Raw genomic sequence first — 11986 nt, 5'->3', positions numbered from 1 at the left:
AACGGCACCAGGTGCCGTTTTTTACTTATGAGCGAACCAGATTAATACCGTACACACACCGACTTAGTTTCACACCAACCGTCCAGCCAGTCCGGGCCAAAATCACGGCCTGTTCCTGACTGCTTCATCCCACCAAACGGTAAGTTAGCGTCAATTAAGGTATGACTGTTTACCCACACCGTACCTGCCTGTAAGCGATCGCTATATTCCAGAGCCTGGGAGAGATTTTGCGTCCAGACGCTGGCAGTTAAGCCATATTCCGTGTCGTTTGCCAGTTGTAACGCCTCTTCTCCATCCGCTACACGCACCAGGTTAACCACCGGACCAAACACCTCTTCACGAGTTAAGCGCAATTTAGCATCGGGATTTACCACCAGCGTTGGCGCAACATAATATCCCTCTCCGGCAGGTCCACTCGCCCCGCGAATCAGCTCTGCTTGCTGTGCCTGCGCATCGTCAAGGAATGAACGCACTTTGTCGCAATGCGTACGAGAAACCAAAGGGTTAATCTGTGCAACAGGTGACATCCCCGGTCCCACTTGCAACGATTTTACCGCCTGCTCAAATCCACTAACCAGCGTGTCAAACAACGGCGCTTCAATATAAATTCGCGAACTGGCGGCGCATACTTGCCCCTGATTCAGGAAACTTCCGGTCATCAAGCCTTCAATAACCCATTGCGGATCAGCATCTTTTAATACAATTGCCGGGTTTTTACCGCCCAGTTCCAGCGTTACACGCGTCAAGCGATCAGCAGCAGTTCTGGCAATACCTTTGCCCGTCGCGGTTGAACCGGTAAAACTGATTTTCGCAACATGAGGATGTGACGTCAGGGCCGCGCCGCATACAGCACCTGACCCGGTGACCACATTAAAAACGCCATCAGGAATACCTGCCTCGCTGGCCAGTTCCGCCACGCGCAACATAGTCAGTGGCGTGGTTTCCGATGGCTTAATCACAATTGAACAGCCTGCTGCCAGTGCTGGCATCACCTTCCACATACCAATCATCAATGGGAAGTTCCACGGCACAATTCCCGCCACTACACCAACCGGCTCTTTACGTGTCCAGGCCTGATAACGCGCCCCCTGGGGTAAGGGAATCGACAAGTCCAGCGTCTTACCCGCAATTTTGGTCGTTAACCCGGCGGTATAACGCATCCAGTTCAGCGTACAGCCAACTTCAAAAGCACGGGAAATGGCAATTGACTTGCCTTGCTCCAGGGTTTCCAGTTGCGCCAGCTCCTCACTGTGCTGCTCCACCAGATCAGCAAAACGTAGCAGAATACGTTCACGCTCTGCGGGTAATCGCCCGGCCCAGCGACGCGAGACAAAGGCCCGCCAGGCAGACATGACTGCGTTATCTACATCCGCTTCGTTGGCATCAGCAGTAGACGCAATTTCTTGCCCGGTGGCCGGATCAAAGATCGCCAACCGTTTTTCACTTTGTGCGGGGCCAGGACGACCATCAATATAAAGACCGTGTTGACGATCGAGAAACTGTTGGACCTGGCTTAATACTGCTACATGCGGCTCTGTCATCACTTTTCCTTATTATTTACCCAGTGTGATTTCAGTGTACGCAGCGACAAGAAAAGTCACTTTTTTCGCTGTGACATTCGCTTTGTCAGCTGTGACAAGCTCCGCAAATCGTGACAATAACCGCTTATGTCTCTATGCCTGACAAGACTTATTTCCTATAGTCAGGCTCATTAGCTTCGTTTATTGCAACACAAATGCAACAATAAAAATACATTTCACAGAGCGAAAACGTGCCATGAACCCCGCAGTGGATAATGAGTTTCAGCAATGGCTTTCCCAAATCAATCAGGTATGCGGAAATTTTACCGGACGCCTGCTGACTGAGCGTTACACGGGTGTACTGGACACGCATTTTGCCAAAGTACTAAAGCTGAGTACCGTGACAACCAGCGGGGTGAATTTATCCCGCACCTGGCAGGAAGTAAAAGGCAGCGACGATGCCTGGTTTTACACCGTTTTTCAGCTTAGTGGTCAGGCAATAATGGAGCAGGATGAGCGTCAGGTGCAGATTGGCGCTGGAGATATTACGTTACTCGATGCCTCACGCCCCTGTTCGCTTTACTGGCAGGAGTCTTCTAAACAGATTTCATTACTTTTACCACGCACTCTGCTGGAACAATATTTTCCCCATCAAAAACCTGTCTGCGCAGAAAGACTGGACGCTGACTTACCCATGGTGCAACTCAGTCATCGCCTGTTACAGGAGAGCATGAATAATCCGGCACTTTCTGAAACAGAAAGTGAAGCTGCGCTACAGGCGATGGTGTGTCTGCTTCGCCCAGTCCTTCATCAGCGGGAATCTGTCCAACCTCGCCGTGAACGTCAGTTTCAAAAAGTGGTTACGTTGATAGACGATAATATTCGCGAAGAGATATTACGCCCGGAGTGGATAGCCGGAGAGACAGGTATGTCAGTACGTAGTTTGTACCGAATGTTTGCCGATAAAGGTTTGGTAGTCGCGCAATATATTCGTAACCGTCGTCTCGATTTTTGTGCAGATGCGATTCGCCATGCCGCAGATGATGAAAAACTGGCAGGCATCGGCTTTCATTGGGGATTTTCTGACCAGAGTCATTTTTCAACGGTATTTAAGCAACGCTTTGGGATGACGCCAGGCGAGTATCGACGTAAATTCCGCTAACTAATTGGCGTTGTGTGTACTGCAACGCCAATTAGTTAAAACAGATATTTGACTACGCATATTTCAGGGCGAAAGGCAATTTGACAGGAGCTTTTGAATATTCACCTTGTTTCAGGAAAATAGATCAATCGTTTTCTCCTGTAGCGTTATCCCGATAGTGCGGTTTTGCTATTAAAATTTTCGCACCCATTTACCGTTTATCCCTTGTACATATTCCCCCGGTTTGGCCCGAGCTACGAGCTTTTGCCCGGCGAGTTTCGCGATATCATCTACCGACACATTATTTTGCTTTGCCAGTTGTTGGTAACTCGCTTTACGTTCAGCATTAATGTCGGTTACTAATTTCTCTGTTTCAGCATCCGTTTTCAGCGCAACCAGATAACCATAAAATGTTTCACCTACCCGCCCCTGAGTTCTGGCTTCATCCAGAGTCAATGCCATTACATTGCTGCTTACCAGCCCAACAAGAAACGCACAAAGAAGTAATGTTTTCTTCATCATCGCCTCAGAAAAGATCGCTACGAGTTTCAAGCAGCTCTTCGACATCTTTGTCTGCCTTGATGATGATCTCATGCTCAATTTTAACGTTCATATTGATAGTGATCGGTTCCTTAGGTGCAGCGACTTCAATGCGAGGCGTACAGCCAACCAGCATAAAAGATGACGTCAACGCAGCCAGTAAAATTTTCATTGTTTTTCCTCACACTCTTTTCCTTGCGGACAGTCATTTCCCGGCAGACGCGCGTTCTGCTCCAACCATGCCTGGAGATTATCGCCAAAGCGTAAACTGCGCCACAGCGTAAAAATATTCTCTTCATGATGGTAATTAAGGTTTACCGTACCGCTTTTACCATCAACGCGACTGGTACCTGTAATGTTGGCCTGCATGGTTAATAAACCGAGATTATCTAAATTAATATTTGTCGATGAACGGCTAATTTCCATATAGCGCAACCAGTTAATTGCTGAACCCGCAGTCATATTGTCTTTCACCACCGCATCTGCGGTGTCTTTATCCAGCCGCAAGGTCATTGGCCCGCTATTTGCCAGCCAACCATCTTTCACTATCCATTTTTCGTTGTTTAGCCATAACGGCAATGCACCACTAAATGCCCCGGACATGGCGAATTGTTTCGGATTGACGGCGCTAACCAGTTCGCTGGATGAGAGATTATTCAGCCGCAACAGCGCCGGATCATGTTGCGGCATACGTAATTGTTTCATCAGCACATTACCGCCTAACACATCGACGCTAACATCAGTCAACAGCAATGGTTCTTCTTCTGTCCACGGATAGCGCCCTTGCAAATCAGCCGTAATATTTTTCGCTGTCACCAGATTAATCACTTCGGCAATTCGCAACGTAACGGGGCCGCGAGTCCCCAGATGCCAGGCTCCATCGGCAAAACGGAAAGGCAGGACAAAATCGACACCGTTAACCTGATTATCTGGCATCCAGGCACTACCGCCTTTCAACACACCGTGCCCTCCCGCGCGGAATCCTTGTTCAGGCGCAGCAGAAAATGCGACCTGGGCATATAGTTCGCCATCGCGTAAGTTCATCTTCCAGTCGGGTGGCACCAGCGGCTGGAATACGGTCAGTGATTGTTTAGGCCACCAGGCGTTACCGCGCAGACGAATACCGTCCCAGCGACCATTTACCCGAACCGGGCCAATCTCACCAGCATGTAAATCGCCTTTAAAGAGGAAATACGTCGGATCGCGCCCATCGACGCTAAATTTTAAGGTTGATGGCGGTAACACACTGCCGCCAGTGAACAGTGTTTGCCCGGCGTCCAGTGACAGCGCGCCGCTAAAGGAGGGATGCTGTGCGTCACGTACCCAGACGACGGGCTTGTCGAGAATTAGTCGCGGCGTTTCTACCGTCATCGTACCGTATTGTAACTGGTCGAAACCGGTGGAGAGATCGGTCAGCGTAATCGTGCTGTCATGCCACTCACCCTTTCCTGCGACATCCCAGGTGGCATTCATCGGTGTAAAACTGCCTTTTCCCCAGTAGCGCCACTGCCAGCGGCCAGCGTCAGGGAGAAAATCATTCGCCAGCCCATCCATATGCAGCACGAAATCGCCCAGTTCATTTTCATGCGCCTGCAAAATGGCCTGCAAACGTCCGTCAACACCACGTTGGGTGACTTTTACACCCGCTAAAGGCCAGCGGATTTCATCGATGTCCAGCGAATCGATGACTCTTCCCTTCGAACGTAATAACGCGCCTGGCTCAAAGGCCAGCGTTGGGTCAGTCAGACTTCCGCTTAGCTGCGCAGGTAAGCGGGCATATAAAATGAGATCCGCCTGTTTCGCTTCACCGGTCAGCTGCAAAGGCAGCTGGCTGTTATCCATGCTTAATTTTCCTGGGCCAAAATTAAGCACCGCGTTGCCCTTACCCGCTTGCCCCTGGGTCAGCACACTCAGTCGTCCGCTGACCAGAGCGTTCTCGAGCCCTGCCTGCCAGTTGTCGACTTTGACACCCAGTCGGCCACTCAAAGGAAAACCTGCATACGGCCAGCTCCAGCGACCATCGCTTACGGTCAATTGTTGACGAGTAATTTGCCACGGCAAATCGAGCAACGGATCGCCGTTATCCCGTGCCAGCACAATCAATTGCCCGCTATTTTCCTGCCAGTCCAGCTCGGCATCCACCAGTGACGGTTCCTGCGGCAAGTTTAACGTCGCAGTAGCATGGCCACTTACAGGAAGTCCATCCGGCACTAGCGGCATAGTAAATTCCCCCACCAGTTTTACCGGCGGCTGATTTTCAAACGCGGCGACATCCAGTTCGCTGACTGTAAGTTGTTGCCCTTTAAGCTGGCCTTGAAATTTAACTTTTTCGCCCTGATAACGCAGTTGCTGGATATCAGAGGTTAACGCGAGAGAGAGTTTTCCCTGCCACTCCTGCCAGGGAGAAAAAATCAGTTTATCGATATTGATCCAGGTGTTAGGCAACATGGCCTGCCACTGCGCGAGGGTTTTTGGAGCGGCAGGCGATTGCTCCGTCTGCGGCAATTTCGCCAGACAAGCAGAATCAAGTTCTACCGTGCCGACGTTCAATAACCAGCGGCTCGGATGTGAAAGGCTGGCGTTGGTGATATGCGCAAGCTGACAATCTCCCACCAGATAACGGAGATCGGGAATGATTAAACCTTTACGCGTAATGCGTGGGCTTTCATCTAATGCAATACGTGTCCCGAGCGGTAGCCAGATGCCCGCCAGCGTGGGAACCCACAAGCCGAGCGTCATCAGCAGCGTCAACGGCACAAGAATAATCAGTAATAACAGCGCGAGAACGGCTTTATATTTACCCAGCATGGGTAGTTAATATCCTGATTTAGCGAAAAATTAAGCATTCAATACGGGTATTGTGGCATGTTTAACCGTTCAGTTGAAGGTTGCGCCTACACTAAGCATAGTTGTTGATGAATTTTTCAATATCGCCATGGCTTTCAATTATATTTGAAATTTTGTAAAATATTTTTAGTAGCTTAAATGTGATTCAACATCACTGGAGAAAGTCTTATGAAACTCGCCGTTTATAGCACAAAACAGTACGACAAGAAGTACCTGCAACAGGTGAACGAGTCCTTTGGCTTTGAGCTGGAATTTTTTGACTTTCTGCTGACGGAAAAAACCGCTAAAACTGCCAATGGCTGCGAAGCGGTATGTATTTTCGTAAACGATGACGGCAGCCGCCCGGTGCTGGAAGAGCTGAAAAAGCACGGCGTTAAATATATCGCCCTGCGCTGTGCCGGTTTCAATAACGTCGACCTTGACGCGGCAAAAGAACTGGGGCTGAAAGTAGTCCGTGTTCCAGCCTATGATCCAGAAGCCGTTGCTGAACACGCCATCGGTATGATGATGACGCTGAACCGCCGTATTCATCGCGCGTATCAGCGTACTCGTGACGCCAACTTCTCTCTGGAAGGTCTGACCGGCTTTACTATGTATGGCAAAACGGCAGGCGTTATCGGTACCGGTAAAATCGGTGTGGCGATGCTGCGCATTCTGAAAGGTTTTGGTATGCGTCTGCTGGCGTTCGATCCGTATCCAAGTGCGGCGGCACTGGAACTCGGTGTGGAGTATGTCGATCTGCCAACCCTGTTCTCTGAATCAGACGTTATCTCTCTGCACTGCCCGCTGACACCGGAAAACTACCATCTGTTGAACGAAGCCGCCTTCGATCAGATGAAAAATGGCGTGATGATCGTCAATACCAGTCGCGGTGCATTGATTGATTCTCAGGCGGCAATTGAAGCGCTGAAAAATCAGAAAATTGGTTCGTTGGGTATGGACGTGTATGAGAACGAACGCGATCTATTCTTTGAAGATAAATCCAACGACGTGATCCAGGATGACGTATTCCGTCGCCTGTCAGCCTGCCACAACGTGCTGTTTACCGGGCACCAGGCATTCCTGACAGCAGAAGCTCTGACCAGTATTTCTCAGACTACGCTGCAAAACTTAAGCAATCTGGAAAAAGGTGAAACCTGCCCGAACGAACTGGTTTAATCTTGCCGCTCCCCTGCAATCCAGGGGAGCTGATTCAGATAATCCCCAATGACCTTTCATTCTCTATTCTTAAAATAGTCCTGAGTCAGAAACTGTAATTGAGAACCACAATGAAGAAAGTAGCCGCGTTTGTTGCGCTAAGCCTGCTGATGGCGGGATGTGTAAGTAATGACAAAATTGCTGTAACCCCAGAACAGCTACAGCATCATCGCTTTGTGCTGGAAAGCGTAAACGGTAAGCCCGTGACCAGCGATAAAAATCCGCCAGAAATCAGCTTTGGTGAAAAGATGATGATTTCCGGCAGCATGTGTAACCGCTTTAGCGGTGAAGGCAAACTGTCTAATGGTGAACTGACAGCCAAAGGGCTGGCAATGACCCGTATGATGTGCGCTAACCCGCAGCTTAATGAACTCGATAACACCATTAGCGAAATGCTGAAAGAAGGTGCACAAGTGGATCTGACCGCGAACCAGTTAACGCTGGCGACCGCGAAACAGACATTAACTTATAAGCTGGCGGATTTAATGAATTAATAGCTGCCACAGCTCCCGGCGGCAAGTGACTGTTCGCTACAGCGTTTGCCGTTGGGTAATGCACACATCCCAATCGCCGTACCATCCAGTTGACGGGCAACAGAAAGCGAACCGCCGATCATTGCACAATTTGCTTCTCCACTACTGGACATCGACGCTTTTAAACCTGGCGCTACGTGCGCCGCAGTCGCCTGCTGAACAGGTTCACTACTACACGCCGACAACAATAAAGCGGCACACCCTACCCAAAACGCTGCTCGCATCTTTTCTTCCTCTGATCTTCAAGCCAAACGACACCGCCATAAATAATAGGCAGCACAGAGGGCGACGTCGAGAGCTGTCCTGCGCGTTGCCCCGCATTTTTACTTTTTTATGGCTATTTTTTTGCCCTCTGTTTGATCAAAACATTCATTACGCTGATGTGGGGGACACAAAAGCGAAAATGCAGAAGAAAGCCATTTGCTAAAATTGAAAGATAACTACTGGGCGCGCAGCAATTTCGTGCGCCCCTCATTTGCGCAATGTAAGGGTGTCATATGATTACTATTGACGGTAATGGCGCGGTTGCTTCGGTGGCGTTTCGCACCAGTGAAGTTATCGCCATCTACCCTATTACCCCCAGTTCCACGATGGCAGAACAGGCTGATGCATGGGCCGGAAACGGCTTGAAAAATGTCTGGGGAGACACACCACGCGTGGTTGAAATGCAGTCGGAAGCGGGGGCTATCGCTACCGTGCATGGCGCTTTGCAGACGGGTGCCCTTTCAACATCGTTTACGTCATCGCAGGGTTTGCTGCTGATGATCCCGACGCTGTACAAACTGGCAGGCGAACTGACGCCATTTGTCCTGCATGTAGCGGCACGTACCGTTGCCACACATGCACTCTCTATTTTTGGCGATCATTCCGACGTTATGGCGGTGCGCCAGACGGGTTGCGCGATGTTGTGTGCGGCAAACGTCCAGGAAGCGCAAGACTTTGCTCTTATTTCGCACATCGCGACGCTGAAGAGCCGCGTGCCATTTATTCATTTCTTTGATGGTTTCCGCACGTCCCACGAAATCAATAAAATTGTCCCGCTGGCCGATGACACGATTCTTGAACTGATACCGCAGGCAGAAATTGATGCCCACCGCGCCCGCGCGCTGAATCCGGAGCATCCGGTGATTCGCGGTACCTCGGCTAACCCGGACACCTACTTCCAGTCACGTGAAGCCACCAACCCGTGGTACAACGCAGTTTACGACCATGTTGAACAGGCGATGAATGATTTCGCTGCCGCGACAGGTCGTCAGTATCAGCCGTTTGAGTATTACGGGCATCCGCAAGCGGAACGGGTGATTATCCTGATGGGCTCTGCCATTGGCACCTGTGAAGAAGTGGTTGATGAATTGCTAACCCGTGGCGAAAAAGTCGGCGTGCTGAAAGTTCGCCTGTACCGTCCCTTCTCCGCCAAACACTTGCTACAAGCTCTGCCGGGATCCGTACGCAGCGTGGCGGTACTGGACAGAACCAAAGAACCCGGTGCCCAGGCAGAACCGCTCTATCTGGATGTGATGACCGCACTGGCAGAAGCCTTTAATAATGGCGAGCGCGAAACCCTGCCCCGTGTCATTGGTGGGCGCTATGGTCTTTCATCCAAAGAATTTGGCCCGGACTGTGTACTGGCGGTATTTGCCGAGCTCAACGCGGCTAAACCGAAAGCGCGCTTTACGGTTGGTATTTACGATGATGTGACCAATCTGTCACTGCCGTTGCCGGAAAACACCCTGCCAAACTCGGCGAAACTTGAAGCCTTGTTTTATGGCCTTGGTAGTGATGGCAGCGTTTCCGCGACCAAAAACAATATCAAGATTATCGGTAATTCCACGCCGTGGTACGCACAGGGCTATTTTGTTTACGACTCCAAAAAGGCGGGCGGCCTGACGGTTTCTCACCTTCGCGTGAGCGAGCAGCCGATTCGTTCCGCTTATCTCATTTCCCAGGCTGATTTTGTTGGCTGCCACCAGTTGCAGTTTATCGATAAATATCAGATGGCTGAACGTTTAAAACCTGGCGGCATTTTCCTGCTCAACACGCCGTACAGCGCAGATGAAGTATGGTCGCGCTTGCCGCAGGAAGTTCAGGCCGTGTTAAACCAGAAAAAAGCGCGCTTCTATGTGATTAACGCGGCGAAAATCGCCCGCGAATGTGGCCTGGCGGCCCGTATTAATACCGTCATGCAGATGGCTTTTTTCCATCTGACGCAAATTCTGCCTGGCGATAGCGCCCTCGCAGAATTGCAGGGTGCGATTGCCAAAAGTTACAGTAGCAAAGGCCAGGATCTGGTGGAACGCAACTGGCAGGCTCTGGCGCTGGCGCGTGAATCCGTTGAAGAAGTTCCGCTGCAGCCGGTTAATCCGCACAGCGCCAATCGACCGCCAGTGGTTTCCGATGCCGCTCCTGATTTCGTGAAAACCGTAACCGCGGCGATGCTCGCCGGGCTTGGTGATGCCCTCCCCGTTTCGGCGCTGCCGCCAGACGGCACCTGGCCGATGGGCACCACGCGCTGGGAAAAACGCAATATCGCCGAAGAGATCCCCATCTGGAAAGAGGAACTCTGTACCCAATGTAACCACTGCGTCGCTGCTTGCCCACACTCAGCTATTCGCGCAAAAGTGGTACCGCCTGAAGCGATGGAAAACGCCCCTGCCAGCCTGCATTCGCTGGATGTGAAATCGCGTGATATGCGCGGGCAGAAATATGTCTTGCAGGTGGCACCGGAAGATTGCACCGGCTGTAACCTGTGCGTCGAAGTTTGCCCGGCGAAAGACCGTCAGAATCCAGAGATTAAAGCTATCAATATGATGTCGCGCCTGGAACATGTCGAAGAAGAGAAAATCAATTACGATTTCTTCCTCAACCTCCCAGAAATCGACCGTAGCAAACTGGAACGTATTGATATTCGTACATCGCAGCTGATTACACCGCTGTTTGAATATTCAGGTGCTTGCTCCGGTTGTGGCGAGACGCCGTATATTAAATTGCTGACTCAGCTCTATGGCGACCGGATGTTGATCGCTAACGCCACCGGCTGTTCTTCAATTTATGGCGGTAACCTGCCCTCTACACCGTATACTACCGATGCCAACGGTCGTGGACCGGCATGGGCGAACTCGCTGTTTGAAGATAACGCCGAATTTGGCCTTGGTTTCCGCCTGACGGTCGATCAACACCGTGTCCGGGTGCTGCGTCTGCTGGATCAATTTGCCGATAAAATCCCGGCGGAATTACTAACTGCGTTGAAATCAGACGCCAAGCCAGAGGTTCGTCGTGAACAGGTTGCAGCTTTACGCCAGCAACTCAAAGATGTTGCCGAAGCACATGAACTGCTACGTGACGCAGATGCACTGGTAGAAAAATCAATCTGGCTGATTGGTGGCGACGGCTGGGCTTACGATATCGGCTTTGGCGGTCTGGATCATGTATTGAGTTTGACCGAAAACGTCAACATTCTGGTGCTGGATACGCAATGCTATTCCAATACCGGTGGTCAGGCGTCGAAAGCGACACCGCTGGGTGCAGTAACTAAGTTCGGCGAGCACGGCAAACGTAAAGCGCGTAAAGATCTTGGCGTCAGTATGATGATGTACGGTCATGTTTATGTGGCGCAGATTTCTCTCGGCGCGCAGCTCAACCAGACCGTGAAAGCGATTCAGGAAGCGGAAGCGTATCCGGGGCCATCGCTGATCATCGCTTATAGCCCCTGTGAAGAGCATGGTTACGATCTGGCACTCAGTCACGACCAGATGCGCCAACTCACTGCTACCGGCTTCTGGCCGCTATATCGCTTTGATCCGCGTCGTGCCGATGAAGGCAAACTGCCGCTGGCGCTGGATTCACGCCCGCCGTCAGAAGCACTGGAAGAAACGTTACTTCACGAGCAGCGTTTCCGTCGTCTGAATTCGCAGCAGCCAGAAGTGGCAGAACAGTTATGGAAAGATGCCGCAGCTGATTTGCAAAAACGCTATGACTTCCTGGCACAAATGGCCGGAAAAGCGGAAAAAAGCAACACCGATTAAATGCTCTGGATAAGGATTATCCAATTCTAAAAAAAAAAGCCCGGACGACTGTTCGGGCTTGTCTTTTTATATGTTGGAAAATCAGTGGCAATGCAATGGCCCAACAGAAAATAAAATCTGTGACAATAAAGGCATATAACCCGCGCAGAATAACGTATAGCAAATTAAAAGTATAATTTTTATTTT

General features: G+C 50.6%; 9 protein-coding genes. 4 read left to right on the top strand and 5 right to left on the bottom strand.

Annotated elements, in window-relative coordinates:
- Nucleotides 1-41 precede the first annotated feature (41 nt).
- Nucleotides 42-1541, bottom strand: a complete 1500-nt coding sequence (gene feaB, locus ACJHXB_RS15805) for a phenylacetaldehyde dehydrogenase (RefSeq protein ID WP_000138628.1) — start codon at nucleotides 1539-1541, stop codon at nucleotides 42-44.
- A gap of 235 nt (nucleotides 1542-1776) precedes the next feature.
- Here feaB and feaR point away from each other — a divergent pair, with 235 nt between their 5' ends.
- Complete coding sequence (gene feaR / locus ACJHXB_RS15800; protein WP_001067521.1) at nucleotides 1777-2682, top strand: transcriptional regulator FeaR; 906 nt, start codon at nucleotides 1777-1779, stop codon at nucleotides 2680-2682.
- 171 nt (nucleotides 2683-2853) lie between these two features.
- Here feaR and ACJHXB_RS15795 read toward each other — a convergent pair whose 3' ends face one another.
- Genes ACJHXB_RS15795 through ACJHXB_RS15785 form a run of 3 tightly spaced genes read right to left on the bottom strand, consistent with a single transcriptional unit; the run spans nucleotide 2854 to nucleotide 6009 of the window.
- Nucleotides 2854-3183, bottom strand: a complete 330-nt coding sequence (locus ACJHXB_RS15795) for a YdbL family protein (RefSeq protein ID WP_001325798.1) — start codon at nucleotides 3181-3183, stop codon at nucleotides 2854-2856.
- 4 nt (nucleotides 3184-3187) lie between these two features.
- Nucleotides 3188-3373 (bottom strand): YnbE family lipoprotein, encoded by a 186-nt coding sequence (locus tag ACJHXB_RS15790; protein ID WP_000698145.1) that lies wholly within the window; start codon nucleotides 3371-3373, stop codon nucleotides 3188-3190.
- Nucleotides 3370-6009, bottom strand: coding sequence for a YdbH family protein (locus ACJHXB_RS15785; protein WP_000900937.1), 2640 nt, complete (start codon nucleotides 6007-6009; stop codon nucleotides 3370-3372). The genes ACJHXB_RS15790 and ACJHXB_RS15785 overlap by 4 nt, the downstream gene beginning before the upstream one ends.
- 207 nt (nucleotides 6010-6216) lie before the next feature.
- Here ACJHXB_RS15785 and ldhA point away from each other — a divergent pair, with 207 nt between their 5' ends.
- Nucleotides 6217-7206, top strand: a complete 990-nt coding sequence (ldhA, locus tag ACJHXB_RS15780; protein WP_000762229.1) for a D-lactate dehydrogenase — start codon at nucleotides 6217-6219, stop codon at nucleotides 7204-7206.
- A 110-nt stretch (nucleotides 7207-7316) separates the two neighbouring features.
- Nucleotides 7317-7739, top strand: coding sequence for a heat shock protein HslJ (hslJ, locus tag ACJHXB_RS15775; protein ID WP_001298828.1), 423 nt, complete (start codon nucleotides 7317-7319; stop codon nucleotides 7737-7739).
- Here hslJ and ACJHXB_RS15770 read toward each other — a convergent pair.
- Nucleotides 7736-8002: a DUF333 domain-containing protein gene (locus ACJHXB_RS15770; RefSeq protein WP_001295715.1), complete on the bottom strand. Its 267-nt coding sequence runs from the start codon at nucleotides 8000-8002 to the stop codon at nucleotides 7736-7738. The genes hslJ and ACJHXB_RS15770 overlap by 4 nt on opposite strands.
- Before the next feature lie 273 nt (nucleotides 8003-8275).
- On the opposite strand from ACJHXB_RS15770, the gene nifJ reads away from it, so the two are divergent.
- On the top strand, nucleotides 8276-11800 hold the full coding sequence (gene nifJ / locus ACJHXB_RS15765) for a pyruvate:ferredoxin (flavodoxin) oxidoreductase (protein ID WP_000628208.1): 3525 nt from the start codon (nucleotides 8276-8278) through the stop codon (nucleotides 11798-11800).
- Nucleotides 11801-11986: the final 186 nt, after the last annotated feature.

The sequence above is a fragment of the Escherichia sp. WS3227_2 genome, from assembly GCF_046486495.1.
In the GTDB taxonomy this organism is placed as follows: domain Bacteria; phylum Pseudomonadota; class Gammaproteobacteria; order Enterobacterales; family Enterobacteriaceae; genus Escherichia; species Escherichia coli.
Note: the sequence above shows the minus strand (reverse complement) of the source record. Positions and strands in the feature narration are given on the sequence as shown.